Raw genomic sequence first — 22296 nt, forward strand, 5'->3', positions numbered from 1 at the left:
AAGGAGCTTTTCAACATGGAGAAGAAAAGGAAAGAGAAGGGGAAGGCGGGAAAAAGAAAGGGATTTCGAAGTATTTCTACTAAGATTTTAATGTATATAGGGGGAATGGTTGTTCTTTCATTTGTTGTTCTGATTCTTATTGTTATGAAGATTACCGCTAGTTCCGTAATTGAGCTCAGAAACAGTGAACTGAATGCCCAGTCACAATCAGCTTCCAATGATATCAACAGCTATTTTGTCAAATACTTTGAGATGGCAGATTCCCTGGCTCAGAACAGTGAAATGGGAACTCTTTTTCAGGAAGCTTCAGGAAGTGTGAAAATGGCAGATGCCCAGAGCTTTTTGTCGGTAAAAAAAACTCTGGAAGCAGTAAAGGATGCCAATAGTGACTCTCTTCTATCTGTTTGGATTGCAGATGTGGATACAAGCCAGCTGACGGATGACAGCGGATTCTTTTCTGATGACAGTTGGGATGTTCACAGCCGTCCCTGGTTTTCAGAGATTCAGTCTGCCGGCAAAACGATTATAACAGAGCCATATGAAGACACCGTTACGAAGAAACATATAGTAAGTGTTATTGCTCCGGTATATAAATCAGGCACCACAGAAATTGCTGGGGCGGCCGGCGTAGATTTTACACTGGATAAGCTTGGGGAGGTGATGTCCTCTTATACTTTAGGGGAAACCGGTTATTTTATTCTGGCAACTGCCGGAGGTCAGGTAATCCATCATCCCGTTGCTGACTATATTAACCAGAATATTGCAGATACAGATATGTCCGGTAATATCAAAGACGCGGTGAAGTCCCAGAAAACGGGAGAAATACAGTATACTTCTAAAGGTACACACAGCCACGGCTATCTTTCTGCCGTTGGGAAAACAGGCTGGATGGTTGCCACAGGACTGCCGGATGCGGAATACAATGAGGCTTATACTGCAATTCAGACTACAATGCTGATTATTTTCGCCATTGCGTTAATTGTTGTTGTAATCATCGTCTTGTTGATTTCAAAACAGATTGTTACTCCGATGAAAAAGCTTACCAACACGGCGAACTTGATTGCGGAAGGTAACCTGGATATTAGTGTAGACGCAAGTTCTGCAGATGAGACCGGCCAAATGGGTGAAGCGATGAACCGTACCGTTGTTCAGCTGCGCAGATATACTGCATACATCGGTGAAATTACCCGTACACTAGAGGCTATGGCACGGGGGGATATGCGTATTCATCTTGAAGAAGACTATGTAGGTGAGTTTGCATCTATCAAGATGGCTTTTGGAGACATCTCCTCCTCCTTAAATCATGCGCTGCATCTCATTAATGACACTGCTGAGCAGGTTAGTGTGGGAGCAGATCAGGTTTCACAAGGAGCTCAGGCACTGGCCGCAGGGTCAACAGAGCAGGCGGCTTCCATACAAGAACTTAGTGCTTCTGTTATGAGTATTGCCGATCAGGCAGCACAGAACGCGGAGCATGTTAGAACAGCAACTCAATATGTAACGAAGACCGGAACCGATGTCGCTGCCGGAAATGAACATATGATAAAGCTCACAGATGCCATGAGGGAGATCGGCTCATCCTCAGATCAGATTGCAAATATCACAAAGGTGATTGAGGACATCGCATTCCAGACGAATATTCTGGCTCTGAATGCTGCTATAGAAGCAGCACGCGCAGGAGAGGCCGGGAAAGGCTTTGCTGTGGTGGCAGATGAAGTGCGTACCCTTGCCGCAAAATCTGCTGAGGCAGCCAAGCAGACAGCAGATTTGATTCATAGTTCTGTTGCTATCGTGTCAAGGGGGACTCAAATTACGGCTGAAACAGCAAAGATTCTGCTGGAGGTAGGCGAGAGTACTGACAAGGTTACAGAAAGCTTCACAAAAATTGAGCAGGCTTCCGCTGAACAGAGCGATGCAATCGAGCAAGTAAAAGAGGGTCTTACTCAGGTATCGGCTGTAGTGCAGACCAACGCTGCCACTGCAGAAGAGAACTCTGCAACAAGTGAAGAAATGTCTGCCCAGGCAGTTACGCTGCGGGGAGAGGTTGGGCGGTTCAAATTGGAATCATCTATGAGAAATAGTGAAGTTTCAATGACTTCCCATTGGGAAAATGAATCCGGAGATAATAAAGATGTGACCGCATTCACTTCTGATTTGGGGAAATATTAAGTGAAAATATATGTAAAGTGCCTTTACATCAGTAATATTGTATGTTAAACTACTCAAGTATAAATTCAGCCGGCGTTCGGTAATTGGATGACTCCAACCGTTGCTTAATGTCAGGCGTTTTTACAAAAAATAAAAGGAGGAAATAAACATGATCGCTAAGGATAAAAAACAGGCAATCATTGCAGAGCATGCAAGAAGCGAAGGAGATACAGGTTCTCCGGAAGTACAGATTGCAATTCTGACAGCAAGAATCAACGAACTGACAGATCATTTCAAATCTAACCCGAAAGATCACCATTCAAGAAGGGGGCTTCTGAAAATGGTAGGACAGAGACGTGGTCTGCTTGCATATCTGAAGAAGACAGATATCGAAAGATATCGTGCTTTGATTGAAAAACTTGGATTAAGAAAATAATTTCAAATCCATTAGAGTTCCGCCTGCATATAATTTGCATCGGAACTCTTTTTATATAATAGGAAACATCCAAGATTCCTTTGCTTGCGAAAAGGATTTTCCTATGATATAATATTTAAGGTTGTGGGCAGGTGAGAAACACCCGAGACCACTGAAAAGGATATTAGCGGATTCTAATGTGTTTTTCAGTAGTTTCGGAGTCTCCTGTCCGAATAATTGTATTTTAAAGGAGACAAATATGTTTAAAAAATTTGAAATGGAACTGGCCGGCAGAACTCTGCGGGTAGACGTGGACAGAGTCGGCAAACAGGCAAATGGTGCTGTATTGATGCACTATGGAGATACAACGGTGCTTTGTACGGCAACAGCATCCGAAAAACCAAGAGAAGGGATTGATTTCTTCCCTCTCAGTGTGGAATATAATGAAAGACTGTACGCCGTAGGCAAAATTCCGGGAGGCTTTAATAAGAGAGAGGGAAAGGCATCTGAGAATGCGGTTCTTACCTGCCGTGTTATTGACAGGCCGATGAGACCTTTGTTCCCAAAGGATTACAGAAATGACGTAACTTTGGAGAATCTGGTTATGTCTGTGGATCAGGATTGCAGTCCTGAGCTGACAGCAATGCTTGGAGCAGCTATTGCTACAAGTATTTCTGATATTCCTTTCGATGGACCGACTTCTACAACACAGGTAGGATTGGTAAACGGAGAGTTTGTGTTCAATCCTACTGCTTCACAAAAAGAAGTTTCAGATCTTACACTTACAGTCGCTTCTACAAAAGAAAAAGTAATTATGATTGAAGCCGGTGCCAATGAAGTGCCGGAGGCTCAGATGATAGATGCCATTTTTGCAGCACATGAGATGAATCAGCAGGTTATTGCTTTTATCGAGACAATTGTTGCAGAATGTGGAAAGGAGAAACATTCTTACGAGAGCTGTGCAGTGCCGGAAGAGTTGTTCGCAGCAATCAAAGAAATCGTACCCCCTTCTGAGATGGAAGAAGCTGTTTTTACAGATGAGAAACAGGTAAGAGAAGAGAATATCCGTGTCATCAAAGACAGACTTGAAAAAGCATTTGCCGAAAACGGAGAATGGATGTCTGTATTGGATGAAGCCGTATACCAGTACCAGAAAAAGACTGTCAGAAAGATGATTTTAAAAGACCACAAGCGTCCTGACGGCCGTGCAATCGACCAGCTCCGTGCTTTAGATGCAGAGATCGATTTGATTCCCAGGGTACACGGTGCTGCAATGTTTACCCGTGGACAGACTCAGATTTGTACTATAACCACACTGGCGCCTTTATCTGATGCACAAAGAATTGACGGACTGGATGAAGCAGAAACTTCCAAACGATACATGCATCACTATAATTTCCCGTCTTATTCTGTAGGGGAGACCAGACCATCCAGAGGACCGGGACGCCGTGAAATCGGGCATGGCGCACTTGCTGAAAAGGCACTGATACCTGTATTGCCTAGTGAAGCAGAATTTCCTTATGCAATCCGTACGGTATCAGAGACTTTTGAGTCTAATGGTTCCACCTCACAGGCAAGTATCTGTGCATCCAGTATGTCCCTGATGGCTGCCGGTGTACCGATTAAAGCAGCAGTAGCAGGTATCTCTGCGGGCCTGGTGACAGGAGATACAGATGATGATTATTTAGTTCTTACAGATATTCAGGGGCTGGAAGATTTCTTCGGAGACATGGACTTTAAAGTAGCCGGTACTCACAAAGGTATCACAGCTATCCAGATGGATATCAAGATTCATGGACTGACAAGACAGATTATTGAAGAAGCAATCGCATCTACCAAGAAAGCAAGGACTTATATCTTAGATGAAGTCATGAACAAAGCTATCGCAGAACCAAGAGCAGAGGTTGGACAATTTGCACCGAAGATTATGCAGATGCAGATTGATCCTCAGAAAATTGGTGATGTGGTAGGGCAGCGAGGAAAGACCATTAACGCCATTATTGAGCAGACTGGTGTGAAAATAGATATTACAGACGATGGTGCTGTATCTATCTGTGGAACAGACAAAGAGAACATGGATAACGCAGCAAAAATCATCGTAACAATTACTACGGACTTCGAGGCCGGGCAGGTATTTGAAGGAAAGGTAATCAGTATCAAAGAATTTGGTGCATTTTTAGAATTTGCGCCTGGAAAAGAAGGAATGGTACACATTTCTAAAATTTCCAAAGAAAGAGTAAATAAGGTAGAAGATGTACTCAAACTGGGCGATGTAGTGAAAGTCGTATGTATGGGTAAAGATAAAATGGGAAGATTTAGTTTCAGTATGAGAGATGTAGCAGAATAAAAAGCTGCCGGTCATATGAGATAAACCCTCCTCAAGGTACTTTCGAAGTGCCTTGGGGAGGGTTTTTTGTATAAATTCTGGCATGTATAAATACAATGAAAAAACCGCTATAAGAAAATTTTTAAGACAATTTAAATTGTTTTGTCAGGTTATCAAGTACACTGGCTTGTGCGGAAAGTTCTTCACTGGAATAATGCATTTATTGTAACAAATTTTTTCCTAACCGGCAATTACAACCGCCAAAAATCCATCTTCTCCGCGCAAATCATTTACAGGCATATTTTCAAGATGTCTACATATATTGTTTAAAGAGGTGGACAAGATGAATATAGAAAGCAGAGAACAGCAAGTGCTCCAGGTGCTTGCAAAGTCTGTCCGGGCTGTTGTAGAAGCGGAGGGACTTGATTTTAGGAAAGTACAGGAGATTCGAATGAGGATTGGGAAGCCTCTCAGCCTGGTATATAACAATGAGGAACGGCTTCTGCCGTCAGGACAGGAGCAGGGGCATTTAGTTACTAAGGAGGAAGTTAGAGAGACTTTGGAATATATCAGCCATTACTCCCTTTACGCTTATGAACAGGAGATGAGACAGGGATTTATTACGATTGAAGGAGGACATCGTGTGGGTATGATGGGAAAAGCAATACTGGAAGGTAATAAGGTGAAAAATCTGCAATATATTTCGTCTGTAAATGTAAGAATGTCCCATGAGGTTCTGGGATGCGCGGACAGGGTAATGCCTTTTATTACAAAGAACCGACAGGTATGCCATACACTGGTGATTTCGCCGCCCCGCTGCGGGAAGACAACATTAATCCGTGATTTGATACGCCAGATATCTGACGGAAATATGTATACCAAAGGCTGCACCGTGGGAGTGGTGGATGAACGCTCTGAGATTGGCGGATGTTATCTGGGAATTCCCCAAAATCAATTGGGGATGCGTACGGACATATTAGATGGCTGCCCTAAGGCAGAGGGAATGATTATGCTGATACGCTCTATGGCACCTCAGGTCATAGCAGTAGATGAAATTGGGTCCCCCGAGGATATCCATGCCATTGAATATGCCATGCAGTGCGGCTGTAAGATGATTGCAAGTGTACATGGAATGTCTATGGATGAAGCTACGGATAAGCCTGTGTTGGGAAAACTGATTCGGGAACGCAGGTTTGAACGTTATATTATACTGGGAAATGAGAGAACCCCCGGAGAAATCCGGGCAGTTTATGATGAACGGGGGAGCCTGTTATGCAAAGATTTATAGGCAGCCTGTTGATTATTGCTGCAACTACAGGTGCAGGCGTTGTATATGGGACGGAATTGCAGCGGTATTTGGAAAAGCTTTTATATATCCGCCATATTGTGTATATGCTGAAAGGTGAGATGGAATACTCCAATGCCCCTCTTGGTGAGGTGTTTGGAAGAGTTTCTATGAGGGTAAAAGAACCATACCGGACCTGGCTCAGGGCTATGGAACGGCAGGTTGAAGCCCGGGAAGAGAATGGATTTTCCAAGATATGGAACAGGTCCATAGACAAATACCTATGTGAACTTCGCTTAAAAAGTGTACATTCTATTCAATTAAAAGAACTGGGAACTTTCTTGGGCCAGTTGGACGGAGATACTTCAAGCAAAACAATGCAGCTTTATTTGAACAGACTGGAGCTGGAAATAGAAAAAGTGAGAGAAGGGATGGCAGCAAAGAAAAGAATTGGCAACTGTCTTGGTGTGATGGGGGGAATTTTTCTGGTTGTCATACTAATTTGACGTAAACGGGAGGCTTCCATGACCATAAATCTAATATTTAAAATTGCGGCAGTCGGGATACTGGTTTCTATTTTAAGCCAGGTGCTCAAGCACAGCGGACGGGACGAACATGCGTTTCTCGCCAGCTTTGCAGGATTGATACTTGTATTATCATGGGTACTGCCTTACATATATGATTTATTCACTTCTATTAAACAATTATTTTCCCTATAGATGTTTTCCGGCGGCAGTTTTGAAAGGAGCAATATTCTATGAGCATGATTCAGATAGGGGCGATCGGTGTAATAGGTGCCCTTTTGTCTATACAGCTTAAAAGCGGAAAATCAGAATATGGGGTTTACATGAGCGTGGCAATTAGTATTCTTATTTTTGCATGTATTGTAGACAGGCTGGAGTTATTCGTAAAAGCCGTGGCCCAAGTGAACCAATTCATTAAAATTGATACAAGTTACATTGCTACCATGCTGAAAATGGTGGGGATTACTTATATTGCTGAGTTCTCTTCCAGCGTTTGTAAGGATGCAGGCTATCAGACAATAGCTGTACAAATTGAAATCTTCAGCAAGCTGACCATACTGGCCCTTGGAATGCCTGTATTACTTGCTCTTTTAGAAACAATCCGGGAGTTTTTGGCATGAAGAGAGAAAAAAGAAAATTATATGGCCGTGTCATTTTAATTCCTCTGATTTTTATGGCTCTGCTTTTAGGTGCTTTTTGGGGGACTTGTATGACTGTGCATGCCACCGGTAATGAATCCGGGCAGGAGACAGCCTCTGATGAGGTACAGGCCTTGGATGAGGTGGACTATGATGCAGTTGAGACTGAAACAGAAAATAAACTGTTCTCGGAATTTGATTTTGCAGAAATAGATGACAGTCTGAAAAAAATATTCCCGGAGAAAAAGCTTAGCTTTCAGGAATTGGTATCCTCCCTAATACAGGGAGATGGAGAAAATGCGGGAAAAGAGATTATACAGTTTATATCGGACCGGTTTTTTTATGAATTCAAACATAACAGGCAAAATCTGGTCTATATGCTCCTAATCGCAATTATAGCTGCTGTTTTTACAAACTTTTCCAATGCCTTTCAAAACAAACAGGTATCAGAAATTAGCTTTTATGTTTTGTATATGCTTTTGATTACAATGTGCCTCAATGCATTTCGGATTGCAATGGAAGGAATTGAGGGACAATTGGAAGTACTGCTGGATTTTATGAGGGTACTGTGTCCAAGCTATTTTCTTGCGGTAGCGATTGCATCAGGAAGCAGCAGCTCACTGATTTTTTATAACATCGTATTATTTTTAATTTATGTGGCGGAGGCTTTGATTTTACGGTTCCTCCTGCCAATCGTCAATATTTATATCATGGTACAGGTGATGAATTACCTGGCAGAAGAGGAGTATCTGTCCCAATTTGCAGAGCTTTTAAAAAAGCTGGTTTCCTGGATTCTGAAAACACTGGTTACTCTTGTAATTGGAATTAATATCATTCAGGGTATGCTTGCACCTGCCATTGATGCATTAAGGCGCAGCGCCCTGACAAGGACCGCCCAGGCCATACCGGGAATTGGAAATGCAATCGGAGGAGTTGCAGATGTGGTATTGGGTACTGCCGTACTAATTAAAAACGGGATTGGGATGGCAGGGGCAGTCATACTAATTTCCATCTGTGCGGTACCTATTTTACAGGTTGTTTTTATGATGCTGATGTATAAACTGGCGGCAGCCTTGGTCCAGCCTGTTTCTGATAAAAGGATTACAAACTGTATCAGTAGTGTGAGTGAAGGGTATGAGCTTCTTGTAAAAGTGGTATTTTCAACAGGAGTATTATTTCTGCTGACAATCGCAGTTGTAACTGCTACCACCACTTAACCCGGAAGATAGAGGGGAAGAGGAATGTTTGATTATTTATATGACTGGATCCAAAACCTGGCATTTTTTCTTGTAATTGTCACAGCAGTGCTTCAGATCATACCTGGAAAGGGATATAAAAAATATGTTCAGTTTTTTTCCGGAATGGTTATGATACTGCTGATGCTGACACCAATCTTAAAGCTCACCGGAATTGAAAAGCAGTTTTATAAGCTGTATCACAGCAAAGAGTATGAAATGTCAAAGGAAGATATTGAAAAACAGCAAAAATATTTTGAAGATTTGGATATTCTGGACTTCCTTCCCAATGAATACCAATATCATACAGGAGGGGAGCAAGAGACAGAGGATACCTCTAATGAGATAAAAGTGGAGGACATTCAAATTGGAGAATAAATGGAAAGAAATATTAAGGCAGCTAAAAGATAAAAACAGGCTCCCCGGAAAAAACCAGCTTTTAATTCTTCTGCTTGTGGGGATTCTGCTTGTCGTAATTGTAATTCCAACATCAGATAAAAAAACGGCGGACATCACAGGAAATGCTGACAGTCCGGGGAGTACCGGCACTTCTAACCCCAATTTTGATGAGGAGTATGAGCAGTATCTGGAAAAACGCATTTCCAGGGCTTTAGAATATGTGCAGGGAGTTGGAAAAGCCGAAGTAATGATTACGTTGAAATCCTCCGGTCAGAAGGTCGTAGAAAAGGACCAGCAAAGCAGCAGCCAAACTACGGAGGAAGAGGACAGTTCCGGTGGGACACGGTCTGTCCGGGATAACACGGCAGATAAAACAAGTATCTATGAGCAGTCTTCTGACGGTTCCCAATCTCCCTATGTAAGTAAAGAGCTGACACCGGATATTGAGGGTGTGATTGTCATTGCACAGGGCGGGGATAATGCAGTAGTGGTGCAGAATATTACGGAAGCAATCCAGGCATTATTCGGTGTAGAGGCGCATAAAATAAAAATAATGAAAAGGACTGATACATAAAAGGAGGATTCCAAGTGAAGCGTTTATTTAAGAAAAATCAGATCATCATTACTACCCTGGCAATTATGATTGCCATTGCCGGATACCTGAATTATTCAGGCCGGCTGTTCGGACAGTCAGAGAAAAGTTCTACAGAGGCAAATGCAGAGCTGGCGAATAAGGAGCTACTGGATATATCGGAGGAAGACCTGGAAACAGGCACCGGGGATATAGCAAGTACGGATTCCGAGGTGGATGGAACACCAGGAGAAGCAGTATTGACAAGCAGCGGAACAGATAAAACTGTAGCACAGGCTAAAGTAGCCAGAGAACAGGTACGTGCCCAGAATAAGGAAACCTTACAGGCTATCATTGATAATACAAACATCAGTGATGCAGAAAAACAGGATGCGATTGCACAGATGGTACAGATGACACAGTTATCCGAGCAGGAAGTAACAATTGAGACACTGATGGCATCAAAAGGATTTTCAGAAGCTGTGGTAAGCTTAACAGCCGATTCTGCAGATATCGTTGTAAAGAGTGCGGAACTGACAGATGCCAACCGTGCACAAATTGAAGATATTGTAACAAGAAAGACCAGTATTGCACCGGAAAATGTTGTTATTACGCCTATCAGTGAAGGAGAAATAACAGGCGGAGAGTAAAAAGATACTCTGGAAAAGAATATTTTTGGGAAAATGGGCAGAATATTTCCAGTAACTAATTGCGGCAGATTTCGTCTTATGATAAACTTACTTAGTATGCTAAATGAAGACTGGAGATTATAAATATGTCAGAGATTACAAATGAAATAAAGAAAAGAAGGACGTTTGCCATTATTTCCCACCCGGATGCCGGTAAAACCACCCTGACTGAAAAGTTTTTGCTTTATGGGGGGGCAATCAATCATGCCGGCTCTGTAAAGGGAAAAGCAACAGCAAAACATGCAGTTTCAGACTGGATGGAAATCGAGAAGGAGAGAGGTATTTCTGTTACTTCTTCCGTATTGCAGTTTCATTACGGCGGATACTGCATCAATATCCTGGATACGCCGGGACATCAGGATTTCTCCGAAGATACCTACCGGACACTGATGGCTGCAGACTCGGCGGTAATGGTAATTGATGCGTCTAAGGGAGTGGAAGCACAGACCCGCAAATTATTTAAGGTATGTGTGATGAGGCATATCCCGATTTTCACGTTCATTAATAAAATGGATAGAGAAGCAAAGGATACCTTTGATCTGCTGGACGATATTGAAAAGGAGCTGGGCATCGCAACATGTCCGATGAACTGGCCTATTGGCTCAGGTAAGGAATTTAAAGGAGTGTATGACAGACAGAAAAAGGAAGTAGAGTTGTTTTCAGACACACATAAAGGAACCTCTGTGGGGGAAGTGAAGAAGCTTGATGCTAATAATCCGGAACTGGACTGGATACTTGATACGCAAGCACGTGTCACGCTGGAAGAGGAGATAGAGCTTTTGGACGGCGCTGCTGCGGAGTTTGATCAGGAGCTGGTCAGCCAGGGAGAGCTCTCACCGGTTTTCTTTGGTTCCGCGCTTACAAACTTTGGCGTTGAAACCTTTCTGAAACATTTTCTGGCAATGACCAGTTCTCCGCTTCCCAGAATGTCTGACCAGGGGGAGATAGATCCAATGACAGAAAAGGATTTCTCCGCTTTTGTATTCAAGATTCAGGCAAATATGAATAAGGCACACAGAGATAGAATTGCTTTTATGAGAATCTGTTCAGGCATGTTTGAAGCCGGTATGCCTGTATATCATATTCAAGGAGGAAAGGATGTACGGCTTTCCCAGCCTCAGCAAATGATGGCCAGTGAGAGAAAGATGATTGAAACCGCTTACGGCGGAGATATTATCGGCGTATTTGACCCGGGGATTTTTTCCATTGGGGATACGCTGACCACTTCAAAGGACAAGTTCACTTATGAAGGAATTCCTACTTTTGCTCCTGAGCATTTTGCCAGGGTACGCCAGGTAGATACTATGAAGCGTAAGCAGTTTGTAAAAGGCATCAACCAGATAGCACAGGAAGGTGCTATTCAGATATTCCAGGAATACAACACCGGAATGGAGGAAATCATTGTAGGTGTAGTCGGAGTCCTGCAATTTGATGTGCTGAAGTACCGCCTGCAAAATGAATATAATGTAGAAATTAAACTGGAGAACCTTCCCTACGAACATATCCGCTGGATTGAGAATAAGGAAATTAATCTGGATAAACTGGTAGGAACTTCCGATATGAAGAAGATTAAGGACTTAAAAGACAGACCTCTGCTTTTGTTTGCACATGAATGGAGTATACGCATGACTCTGGACAGAAATAAGGATTTAAAACTCTCTGAGTTCGGACAGTCTTGATATTGTCCTTTTCAAACAGGTGGATATTTGTTATAATATGGGAAGAAATTAATCCAAACAGGAGGTTTTTACGATGACAAAGGACGAAAGAAATACTTATACTATACAGAACGATTCCAGCATGGGAGAGGTAAAGATTGCGGACGAAGTAGTTGCAATTATTGCTGCCCTTGCTGCCACAGAGGTTGACGGCGTGGCATCTATGGCCGGAAATATTACGAATGAACTGGTCAGCAAACTAGGCATGAAGAACCTTTCAAAAGGTGTGAAGGTAGATGTGCTTGAGGGAGTAGTAACCGTTTCCCTGGCATTGAACCTGAAATATAACTACAGCATCATGGAGATTTCTTCCAAAGTACAGGAAAAGGTGAAGAATGCCGTGGAAAACATGACCGGTCTGGAAGTGGCTGATGTCAACATCAAAGTAGCGGGTGTGGAAATGGAAAGCCAGGAATAACCTTTTCATTGCAAACAATAGCAGAAGTGTAGTATAATAGGGGATGTCGTAAGACATCCTTTTTTATTTAACAGGAAGGTACTTTTCCTGTTAAATAAAAACCCGACCGGGGACCGCGCTGCGCGCATAATGAAAATGGCCGCTAAAGCGACCGCGCTTCGGGGTGGCAGGATGTGAATGGAAAGGAGCCGATATGGTAAGAAGGGAACTTAGAGAGCATATTTTTAAGATGCTGTTTCAGATAGAGTTTATTGATATGGAAGATATACCGGAGCATCTGGTCCTTTATCTTGATTACCTTCAAAGTGCTACAGAGGAAGAGAAAGAGCATATAAAGAACAAGACACGGGCAGTGATAGAAAAAGTAACCGAGATTGACACAATTTTGAATGAGAAGACAACAGGCTGGAAAACTACCCGTATGAATAAGGTGGATTTAACAATTCTGCGCCTTGCTGTTTATGAAATGAAATGGGATGAAGATATTCCCATGGGCGTAGCTATCAATGAGGCGGTAGAACTGTCAAAGCGGTTCAGCGGAGAGGAAGGCCCTTCTTTTGTCAATGGAGTACTTGCAAAGCTGACCGACAGTGATTAGCGAGGTTCTTACGAGCTTAGCGAAAAGAACTTCATTTTAGGAGGCTGCTATGCGTAACGTCTATACGGTAAAGCAGGTAAATGCATATATTAAAAATATGTTTGCCCAGGACTTCATGCTGAATAGAATTTATGTAAAAGGCGAAGTTTCTAATTGCAAATATCATACTTCAGGACATATCTATTTCTCCTTAAAAGACGAGTCCGGCACGATTCCCTGTGTGATGTTTGCAGGGTCACGGTCAGGGCTTTCTTTTCGTATGCAGGAGGGACAGCAGGTGATTGCCCTTGGCTCAGTCAGTGTCTATGAGAGAGACGGCAAATATCAGCTTTATGCCAAGGAAATCATACTGGACGGAGCCGGTCTTTTATATGAAAAATTTGAGATGCTGAAGCGGGAGCTGGAGGAGATGGGGATGTTTGCCCAGGAATACAAACTTCCTATTCCAAAGTATGTCAAAACAGTCGGCATCGTAACTGCGCCCACAGGGGCGGCAGTCCGGGATATTATCAATATCGCATCCAGAAGGAATCCTTATGTGCAGCTGATTCTGTATCCGGCCCTTGTACAGGGAGAAGGCGCAGCATCCAGCATTGTCCGTGGAATTGAAACCCTGGAAAAGAAAGGTGTGGATGTGATGATTGTGGGGCGGGGCGGAGGCTCTATGGAAGATTTATGGGCATTCAACGAGGAAGCAGTAGCCCGGGCTATTTTCCATTGCCGTGTACCTGTGATATCTGCCGTAGGGCATGAGACAGACACGACCATTGCAGACTATGTTTCAGATTTACGGGCACCGACCCCGTCAGCGGCGGCGGAGCTGGCGGTTTATGAATACCTTGGGACAGCAGGACTTATGCGGGAATATGAAATCCGCCTGAGAAGAACCATAACACAGAGGATTTCCAAAGAGAGAATGAGAAGTGAACAGGCGGCGCTGAAACTAAGATTTGCACATCCCCGCCAGAAACTTATAGAGAAAAGACAGTACGCCGCAGATATGGAACAGAAGCTGCGGATGCTGATGAAACGCAGCCTGGAGGAAAAAAAACACCAGTTTGCACTATATTTGGAGCAGATAAAAGGTCTTTCACCGTTAGAAAAGTTAAATCATGGTTATTCTTATATAGAAGGAGCAAAAGGAGAAAATATTAAATCTGTGAAACAGGTTTCTCCTGGAGACATAATACAGGCTTATGTGACGGATGGATACATGGAGGCAGAAGTAAAAAGTATGACGGAGGTGAAGCCAGGTGGCAGAGCAGGAGAATAAAATGCAGAATGAGAATACCCCTTCTTTAGAAGAGTTGTTCGAAGGTCTGGAGGGCGTGATTTCCAGGCTGGAGAGAGAAGAAGTTACCCTGGAGGAATCCTTCCAACTCTATCAGAAAGGGATGAACCTATTAAAACAGTGTAATACAACGATAGATACTGTAGAAAAGAAAGTACAGATACTGGACGAGGATGGAGAGGCCCATGAATTTTAAGGAAACATATCAAAGAAAAGTAGAAGCAATTGAAAATGTACTGCGTGCCTATCTTCCAAAGCCGGAAGGTTACCAGGCAGTCATTATGGAAGCTATGGAATACAGCCTGATGGCAGGGGGCAAACGTATCCGCCCTATGCTGATGCAGGAGACTTATGGACTCTTGGGCGGAAAGAGCCAGGTGATTGAGCCTTTTATGGCAGCTATAGAGATGATTCATACCTATTCTTTGGTTCACGATGATCTGCCTGCTATGGATAATGATGATTACCGCAGGGGAAGAAAGACAACGCATATTGTGTACGGTGAAGATATGGGGATTCTGGCCGGTGACGCACTGCTTAACTGTGCTTTTGAAACGGCAGCAAAAGCTTTTGATATAGAGCCGGAGCAGAGCTGCCGGATAGGAAAGGCAATTCAGATTCTGTCGTCAAAGGCCGGCATTTATGGAATGATTGGCGGACAGGTGGTAGATGTGAAGTCTGCCGGGGAGGTCATATCCGGGGAAAAACTGGATTTCATTTACAAACTGAAAACAGGTGCCCTGATTGAGGCATCTATGATGATTGGGGCAATTCTTGCAGGTGCAGATGCAAAACAGGTAGACGCAGTAGAAGCAATTGCAGGAAAGATAGGTCTGGCTTTCCAGATTCAGGATGATATCCTTGATGTAACAAGCACCGAGGAAGTTCTGGGAAAACCAATACACAGCGACGAAAAAAATGAAAAGACCACCTATGTCACCTGGAAGGGGCTTGAAGAAGCAAAGGCACTGGTTGAGAAAATTTCTCATGAGGCAGTACAGCTTCTTATGAGTCTGAAGCCGAAGGACGAATATCTTCCCCAATTATTGGAATCACTGATAGATAGAGACAAATAGGGAGGTCTCCTTATGATATTAGAAAAAATTCAAAAGGAAAATGATATAAAAGAGCTGAATCCGGAAGAACTGGAAATTTTATCAAAAGAAATTCGGGAATTTTTGGTTGAAAAAATCAGTAAAACTGGAGGACATCTGGCCTCAAATCTGGGTGTGGTAGAACTTACCATGGCATTACACCTTGTCTTTTCTCTGCCGGAAGATAAGCTGATCTGGGACGTAGGACATCAGGCTTACACCCACAAGCTTTTAACAGGCAGGCAGGCGGGGTTTGATGACCTGCGCAAATACGGAGGTATGAGCGGGTTCCCGAAAAGAAAAGAAAGTGACTGTGATGCCTTTGATACGGGGCACAGTTCCACTTCTATTTCCGCCGGAATGGGGTATGTGGCTGCCAGGGATATTCTTGGAGAGTCCCATTCTGTTGTTTCTGTCATCGGTGACGGGGCCATGACAGGCGGTATGGCGTACGAGGCTTTGAACAATGCTGCCCGGCTGAAAAGTAATTTTATTATTGTTCTGAATGACAATAATATGTCCATCTCTGAAAATGTGGGAGGAATGTCCCAGTATTTGAATGGTCTGCGTACAGCTCAGGCCTACACCGGGTTGAAAAGAGGAGTGGAAGATACCCTTTTAAAGATACCTGTACAGGGGGAAAAAATCTTACACCAAATGAAAAAAACCAAAAGCGGTATCAAACAACTTGTTGTTCCGGGCATGTTTTTTGAGGATATGGGAATCACCTACCTTGGTCCCGTAGACGGTCATGATGTAAGAAAGCTTTGCAAGATTCTTAATGAGGCAAAGAGAGTGAACCATGCGGTTCTCGTCCATGTTCTGACAAAAAAAGGGAAAGGCTATAAGCCTGCGGAGGAAAACCCCTCCCGTTTTCATGGAACCGGACCCTTTAAAGTAGAGACAGGAGAATCAAAAGGTACCGCTCAAAAGGACAGCTATACAGATGTGTTTTCTAAAGTACTCTGCGACGCTGCCCGGCAGGATAATAAGATCACTGCAATTACGGCTGCCATGGCAGACGGCACAGGACTTTCACGTTTTCAGAAATATTTTCCGGAACGTTTTTTTGACGTGGGAATTGCAGAGGAACATGCACTGACCTTTGCTGCCGGTCTTGCCGCAGGGGGCATGAAACCGGTTGTTGCACTGTATTCTTCCTTTTTGCAACGCGCATATGACCAGGCAATTCATGATATTTGTCTGCAAAAGCTGCCGGTTGTTCTGGCAGTGGACCGGGGAGGTCTGGTAGGAAGTGATGGCGAGACGCATCAGGGCTTGTTTGACCTGTCCTTTTTGTCCACGATCCCGAATATGACCGTTATGTCACCAAAGAACCGCTGGGAGATGGCAGACATGGTGAGATTTGCCGTGGATTTTGAATATCCTATTGCGCTGAGATATCCCAGAGGAGATGCTTATGAAGGTCTGAAGGAATTCCGCACTCCTATTGCATATGGAAAAAGTGAAGTTCTCTATGAAGAGGAGGATATTGTGATTTTCTTTGCTGGACATATGGCTGCCCTGGCAGAGGAAGTACGTACAGAGCTGAAAGACATCGGCTACAGCTGCAGTCTGGTCAACGCCCGTTTTATAAAACCTCTGGATACAGAAATACTGGAAAAAATGGTCCGGGATCACACACTTTTTGTGACGATAGAAGAAAATGTTCTGACCGGCGGTTATGGGGAGCAGGTGCTTACATACATGTCCCGTGCCTACCTGGATGCTCATGTGCTCAATATTGGAATTCCAGATGATTATATAGAGCATGGCAGTGTAGATGTGCTGCGCTGTGAGGTCGGGCTGGACTGTAAAACAGTTACGAAAAGAATTATTACGGAGTATATAACAATAAGGAACAGGAAAGCGTAGGATAAAGAACAGGATGAAGGAAAGACTAGACATACTGCTGGTAAAACGCGGTTTGGCAGAATCCAGGGAAAAGGCGAAGGCGGTTATCATGTCCGGAAATGTTTTTGTAGAAGGACAGCGGGAAGATAAGGCCGGATCTGCATTTTCCCAGGATGTACAAATCGAAATAAAAGGAAACCTATTGCCTTATGTGAGCAGGGGCGGCCTGAAGCTGGAAAAGGCCCTCGCCAGATTTGACGTTAATGTGAAGGACAAGGTATGTACGGATGTGGGATCCTCCACAGGAGGATTTACCGACTGTATGCTGCAAAACGGTGCCTTAAAGGTATTTGCCATAGATGTAGGCAGAGGACAGCTTGACTGGAAACTGAGGCAGGATAGCCGTGTAGTATGCATGGAAAAAACCAATATCCGTTATGTTACCCCTGAGGATATCGGGGAGCCCGTGGATTTTTCCTCCATAGACGTTTCTTTTATTTCCCTGACGAAAGTGCTGGAGCCTATCCGCAACTATCTGAAAGAGAGTGGAGAGATTGTAGCTCTGATTAAGCCGCAATTCGAGGCAGGCAGAGAAAAGGTGGGGAAAAAAGGCGTAGTCCGGGAGAAGAGCACCCACCATGAGGTAATAGAAAAGGTAGCGGTGTATGCAAATTCTATCGGATTTGAAGTGAAAAATATTGACTTTTCTCCAATTAAGGGGCCGGAGGGCAATATTGAATATCTGATACATCTAAAGAAATGCAGCACAGATGCGCCTGAAATAGAAATTGACTTAAAAACAGTGGTAGAGGAAGCATTTGAAACATTGACGAAGTAAGAGGAATATGATGGATAATTTTTACATTATAACAAATAAACTGAAAGATGCTGACTTTTGCATCACAAATGAAATCCTGGAATATATCAGGCAAAACGGCAAAACAGGTATTCTGTCCCAAAAAGATGAAGAAGGAAATATCATAGCGGGGACGATTCCTGAAGGAATGGACTGTGCACTGGTACTGGGAGGTGACGGAACCTTCATCCGCTCGGCAAGGGAGCTGGAGGGCTACAATGTTCCGCTGCTTGGCGTTAACCTGGGTACACTGGGGTATCTGACAGAAGTGGAGGTGCAGGATTTCCGCAGCGCTCTGGATACATTATTTCATTCCAGGCCCGTCATTGAAGAACGGATGATGATGCGCGGCAAGGTGCAGTATATGGGGGAACATGTAGCACTAAATGACATTGTGGTTACCCGGGAAGGATCCCTTCGCGTCATACACTTTAATATCTACGTCAACGGGGAGCTGCTGAACAGTTATGAAGCTGACGGAGTGATTATCTCTACGCCTACAGGAACGACAGGATATAACCTTTCGGCAGGAGGCCCCATTGTGGAGCCTACGGCAAGCATGTTTGTTATAACGCCTATCTGCCCTCATGCACTGAATACAAGCAGTATCGTATTGTCATCGGAAGATACCATCGAAGTGGAAATCGGGAAGGGGCGGTACGGCAGAGTGGAGCATGCTTCTGTTACCTTTGATGGTACTAACACAATTCCTCTCGTAACGGGAAATAGAGTTTTTATAAAAAAAGCGTCAGAAACAACAAAGTTAGTCAAGCTCAGTAAAGAAAGCTTTATGAAAACATTGCGCAAAAAAATGAAAGGAAACTAGAATCATGAAAGTCAGTCGCCATGCAAAAATCATTGAACTAATCAGCCAGAATAATATTGAAACGCAGGAGGAGCTGGCGGAACGTTTAAAGCATGCCGGGTTTAAAGTGACTCAGGCAACGGTTTCCAGGGATATCAGGGATTTGAAGCTTACAAAGGTATCTGTGGATGGCAGTAAGCAGAAGTATGTAATCCTGAAGCCAAAAGAGGATGGGATGAGTGAAAAGTATATTCGTGTGCTGAGGGATGGCTATGTTTCTATGGATATGGCACAGAATATCCTTGTAATTAAGACTGTATCCGGTATGGCAATGGCAGTGGCTGCCGCAGTGGACGCTATGAAATGGAAAGAAGTGGTGGGATGTATTGCAGGAGATGACACGATTATGTGTGCAATCCGCAGTGCAGAAGAAACCGTAGCTGTCATGGACAAGATTCGGAAGATTGTGTCAAAAGGGAATTAGGGAAAATATATGTTACAATATCTGCACGTAAAAAACTTAGCATTAATTGATGAAATTGAAGTAGAATTCCAGCCGGGACTCAATATTCTGACTGGAGAAACAGGAGCCGGGAAATCCATTATTCTGGGCTCTGTAAATCTTGCCCTGGGGGGCAGATACAATGCCGATATGTTGAGGCAGGGTGCCGGATTCGGACTTGTGGAGCTGGCATTTTCAGTAGAGGATGAGGCTGTCAGAAGGCAATTGGAAACACTGGATATTTTTCCGGAGGATGGAATGCTTGTGCTGACCAGGAAGCTAATGGAAGGCCGCAGTATCAGCAAGATTAATGGTGAAACAGTTAATATGGGGATTCTCAAGGATGTGGCCAGCCTTTTAATTGATATTCACGGCCAGCATGAACATCAGGCCCTCCTCCATAAGAAAAACCATCTGGCCCTTTTGGATACATATGCCCGGGACGAAGTAGGAGCTTTGAAAGCTTCCGTTTCTTCGGCATTCCGGAAATTTCAAAAGTGCAGACGGACACTGGAAGAGTCAGGTCTGGACGAGGAGCACAGGAGGAAAGAAATCTCACTTGCTGAATTCGAAATCCGCGAAATAGAAGAGGCTGAGCTGCAGGATGGGGAAGACGAGGAACTGGACACCCTATATCAGCGTATGACAAAAAGCAGACGTTTCACAGAAAGCATCGCAGAAACATACAGATATACAAGCGAGAGTGCCCAGGGGAATGCCAGTGACTTTCTAAGCCGTGCTATCCGCTGCTTTCAGAGTGTTGAAGACTGTGACGAGCAGGGGGCAGCCCTGTATCAGCAGCTTGTAGAGATTGACAGCCTTTTGAATGACTTTAACCGGGAGCTGTCGGAATATGAAAAAAGTTTTGAATTTTCTGAGGAAGAGTATTATGAGACAGAAAACCGCCTGAACTTATTAAATTATTTAAAGGCAAAATATGGAAATAATGTAAATGAAATCAAAGAATATTGCAGCGCCAAAAAAGAAAGACTAAATGAACTGAAAGATTATGAAAACTATATTGCAGAACTAGAAAAAAAATATGCAGACAGTGAAAAGGAATTGAAAAAATATTCAGATGCACTGACAAAAGCGAGAAAAAAAGCCGCACAAATCTTTGTGAAAGAGATTAAACAAGGATTAAATGATTTAAATTTTCTTGAGGTAGAGTTTGAAATGAAAATCAGCAGGCTGGATGTCTATTCTTCAAATGGAGTAGATGAAGGTGAGTTCTATATGTCTACGAATCCAGGTGAAACTGTAAAGCCATTAGGCAATGTAGCATCTGGCGGCGAGCTTTCCAGGATTATGCTTGCAGTCAAATCTGTACTGGCTGATAAAGAGGACACGCCTACTTTAATTTTTGATGAAATAGATACGGGAATCAGCGGTATTACCGCCGGCAGAGTTGGAGAGAAAATGCGTGTGATAGGCAGAAGCAGGCAAGTTATATGTATTACCCATCTTCCCCAAATAGCAGCTATGGCCGATGCCCATTATCTGATTCGTAAAGAATCAAAATCAAATATAACAAAAACAGAAATCTTCTGCCTGGAAGAACAAGACTCGGTTCAAGAGATAGCAAGACTGCTTGGTGGAGCGAACATAACCAGTAAAATTTTGGAGAGCGCTGCCGAAATGAAAGAAATGGCAAAGAGTGAAATATAATACTAGTGTGAAACAGACTACATGCACACATACTAAAACAGATACCGAATTGGTATCTGTTTTTTTGTCTTTATAAAAAATAAAGAAAGGATGTGGGTGCATGAGACACTGGCAGAATAAAATGCTCGTTCTGTTTTCTGCTGCTTTTTTATCTGCTGCAGCTTATTTCGGGTGGATTGCCGCAGATGCCATGGACCAGAAGACGGAAGTCAGTACTGAGGCTATCAGCAGCGACACTGTTCTGGTTGGCGGTATGCCTGTGGGTATTTATATGGAAACTGACGGAGTCATGGTTCTGGACACAGAACATATTAAAGGAGTAGACGGGGTAGAGTACGAACCTGCGGGCCACCTTGTAAAATCAGGTGATTATATTACCGGGCTAAATGGATCAGCGATTGAAAATAAAAAAGAACTGATAAATGCTTTAAAGAAATTAAATGAAAAGGAGGTTATTCTTCAGCTTAGAAGAAACGAGGAAATTCTGGATGTTAAAATCAAACCAGTGGAATCCGGACCTAATGAGTATAAATTAGGAATCTGGGTGAGAGATAATATACAAGGACTGGGAACGATTACATTTCTGACGGGAAACAGTGAATTTGGAGCTCTGGGACATGGGATACATGATACCGATACCAATGTATTACTCTCCATTGCCGACGGCACTTTATATAAAACCAGCATCCACTCCATAAAAAAAGGTGAAAATGGGATTCCGGGGAGCATGGAAGGAATTATTGTGTATAATGGGTATAATGAACTTGGTACAATTGAAAAAAACACAGATGCGGGGATTTATGGAAAAGTAGAAAAAATCGACGACTTGTTTACAGAACAGCTTCCTGTTGAGGTTGCTTCTGTAGATGAAATAGAAATCGGTGACGCGACGATACGTTGCTTCATTGATAATGAGGTTCAGGAATATAATATTCGAGTGACAGATATCGACTATTCCGGACAAGAAGTGAACAAAGGTCTGGTCATTCAGGTTACAGACCCCGCACTTCTTGAGAAAACAGGCGGAATTATACAGGGAATGAGCGGCAGCCCCATTTTGCAGAATGGAAAATTGATAGGTGCAGTAACTCATGTGTTTGTACAGGATTCCACAAAAGGCTACGGTATTTTTATAGAAAATATGCTGAGAAATGTTGCGTGACAGCCTTGTGACGTTGTTTGTCGAATTAATGAAACAAATTACCCTTGATTCTGCAAGGATTGGCAGATATAATAATCGCGTGGCGTTTCTCAGTCCGGGT

23 protein-coding genes are annotated in these 22296 nt (G+C 43.3%); all 23 read left to right on the top strand.

Features of this window, described 5'->3' with window-relative positions:
- Positions 1-15: 15 nt before the first annotated feature.
- The 23 genes from A8805_RS01870 (at position 16) to spoIVB (ending at position 22196) form a co-directional block, all read left to right on the top strand.
- A complete protein-coding gene (locus A8805_RS01870; protein ID WP_109708499.1) occupies positions 16-2169 on the top strand; it encodes a methyl-accepting chemotaxis protein in 2154 nt (717 codons plus the stop codon).
- A 148-nt stretch (positions 2170-2317) separates the two neighbouring features.
- Entirely contained in the window at positions 2318-2584 is a 267-nt protein-coding gene (rpsO, locus tag A8805_RS01875) for a 30S ribosomal protein S15 (protein WP_109708500.1), read from the top strand.
- Positions 2585-2822: 238 nt separating this feature from the next.
- On the top strand, positions 2823-4910 hold the full coding sequence (locus A8805_RS01880) for a polyribonucleotide nucleotidyltransferase (protein WP_109708501.1): 2088 nt from the start codon (positions 2823-2825) through the stop codon (positions 4908-4910).
- 322 nt (positions 4911-5232) lie between these two features.
- Entirely contained in the window at positions 5233-6177 is a 945-nt protein-coding gene (gene spoIIIAA, locus A8805_RS01885; RefSeq protein WP_109708502.1) for a stage III sporulation protein AA, read from the top strand.
- Complete coding sequence (locus tag A8805_RS01890; protein ID WP_109708503.1) at positions 6162-6680, top strand: stage III sporulation protein AB; 519 nt, start codon at positions 6162-6164, stop codon at positions 6678-6680. The genes spoIIIAA and A8805_RS01890 overlap by 16 nt, the downstream gene beginning before the upstream one ends.
- A gap of 18 nt (positions 6681-6698) precedes the next feature.
- Positions 6699-6893, top strand: a complete 195-nt coding sequence (gene spoIIIAC / locus A8805_RS01895; RefSeq protein ID WP_109708504.1) for a stage III sporulation protein AC — start codon at positions 6699-6701, stop codon at positions 6891-6893.
- A 38-nt stretch (positions 6894-6931) separates the two neighbouring features.
- A complete protein-coding gene (locus A8805_RS01900; RefSeq protein WP_109708505.1) occupies positions 6932-7318 on the top strand; it encodes a SpoIIIAC/SpoIIIAD family protein in 387 nt (128 codons plus the stop codon).
- The gene (locus A8805_RS01905; protein WP_109708506.1) at positions 7315-8553 is read left to right on the top strand and encodes a stage III sporulation protein AE; all 1239 of its coding nucleotides are present in this window, start codon (positions 7315-7317) and stop codon (positions 8551-8553) included. Before A8805_RS01900 ends, A8805_RS01905 begins: the two co-directional genes overlap by 4 nt.
- A 24-nt stretch (positions 8554-8577) precedes the next feature.
- Complete coding sequence (locus A8805_RS01910; RefSeq protein WP_109708507.1) at positions 8578-8949, top strand: stage III sporulation protein AF; 372 nt, start codon at positions 8578-8580, stop codon at positions 8947-8949.
- Positions 8939-9544 (top strand): stage III sporulation protein AG, encoded by a 606-nt coding sequence (locus A8805_RS01915; RefSeq protein ID WP_109708508.1) that lies wholly within the window; start codon positions 8939-8941, stop codon positions 9542-9544. Before A8805_RS01910 ends, A8805_RS01915 begins: the two co-directional genes overlap by 11 nt.
- A gap of 14 nt (positions 9545-9558) precedes the next feature.
- The gene (locus A8805_RS01920) at positions 9559-10191 is read left to right on the top strand and encodes a SpoIIIAH-like family protein (protein ID WP_109708509.1); all 633 of its coding nucleotides are present in this window, start codon (positions 9559-9561) and stop codon (positions 10189-10191) included.
- 125 nt (positions 10192-10316) lie between these two features.
- Positions 10317-11909, top strand: coding sequence for a peptide chain release factor 3 (locus A8805_RS01925; RefSeq protein WP_109708510.1), 1593 nt, complete (start codon positions 10317-10319; stop codon positions 11907-11909).
- 73 nt (positions 11910-11982) lie between these two features.
- Entirely contained in the window at positions 11983-12366 is a 384-nt protein-coding gene (locus A8805_RS01930; RefSeq protein WP_109708511.1) for an Asp23/Gls24 family envelope stress response protein, read from the top strand.
- 193 nt (positions 12367-12559) lie between these two features.
- Positions 12560-12964 carry a transcription antitermination factor NusB gene (nusB, locus tag A8805_RS01935; protein ID WP_109708512.1) on the top strand — a complete coding sequence of 135 codons (405 nt, stop codon included), beginning with the start codon at positions 12560-12562 and terminating at the stop codon, positions 12962-12964.
- A 49-nt stretch (positions 12965-13013) separates the two neighbouring features.
- A complete protein-coding gene (xseA, locus tag A8805_RS01940; RefSeq protein WP_109708513.1) occupies positions 13014-14237 on the top strand; it encodes an exodeoxyribonuclease VII large subunit in 1224 nt (407 codons plus the stop codon).
- 1 nt (position 14238) lies between these two features.
- The gene (xseB, locus tag A8805_RS01945; protein WP_109708514.1) at positions 14239-14451 is read left to right on the top strand and encodes an exodeoxyribonuclease VII small subunit; all 213 of its coding nucleotides are present in this window, start codon (positions 14239-14241) and stop codon (positions 14449-14451) included.
- Positions 14441-15331, top strand: a complete 891-nt coding sequence (locus tag A8805_RS01950; protein ID WP_109708515.1) for a polyprenyl synthetase family protein — start codon at positions 14441-14443, stop codon at positions 15329-15331. The genes xseB and A8805_RS01950 overlap by 11 nt, the downstream gene beginning before the upstream one ends.
- Positions 15332-15343: 12 nt before the next feature.
- Entirely contained in the window at positions 15344-17224 is a 1881-nt protein-coding gene (dxs, locus tag A8805_RS01955; protein ID WP_109708516.1) for a 1-deoxy-D-xylulose-5-phosphate synthase, read from the top strand.
- Between the two features lie 13 nt (positions 17225-17237).
- Positions 17238-18041 carry a TlyA family RNA methyltransferase gene (locus A8805_RS01960; RefSeq protein WP_109708517.1) on the top strand — a complete coding sequence of 268 codons (804 nt, stop codon included), beginning with the start codon at positions 17238-17240 and terminating at the stop codon, positions 18039-18041.
- A gap of 10 nt (positions 18042-18051) precedes the next feature.
- On the top strand, positions 18052-18885 hold the full coding sequence (locus A8805_RS01965; RefSeq protein ID WP_109708518.1) for an NAD(+)/NADH kinase: 834 nt from the start codon (positions 18052-18054) through the stop codon (positions 18883-18885).
- A 4-nt stretch (positions 18886-18889) separates the two neighbouring features.
- On the top strand, positions 18890-19348 hold the full coding sequence (gene argR, locus A8805_RS01970; protein ID WP_109708519.1) for an arginine repressor: 459 nt from the start codon (positions 18890-18892) through the stop codon (positions 19346-19348).
- A 9-nt stretch (positions 19349-19357) separates the two neighbouring features.
- A complete protein-coding gene (recN, locus tag A8805_RS01975) occupies positions 19358-21034 on the top strand; it encodes a DNA repair protein RecN (RefSeq protein WP_109708520.1) in 1677 nt (558 codons plus the stop codon).
- Positions 21035-21134: 100 nt separating this feature from the next.
- The gene (gene spoIVB, locus A8805_RS01980) at positions 21135-22196 is read left to right on the top strand and encodes a SpoIVB peptidase (RefSeq protein WP_109708521.1); all 1062 of its coding nucleotides are present in this window, start codon (positions 21135-21137) and stop codon (positions 22194-22196) included.
- The last annotated feature ends 100 nt before the right edge of the window (positions 22197-22296 follow it).

It is taken from the genome of Faecalicatena contorta, assembly GCF_003149105.1.
In the GTDB taxonomy this organism is placed as follows: domain Bacteria; phylum Bacillota; class Clostridia; order Lachnospirales; family Lachnospiraceae; genus Muricomes; species Muricomes contortus_C.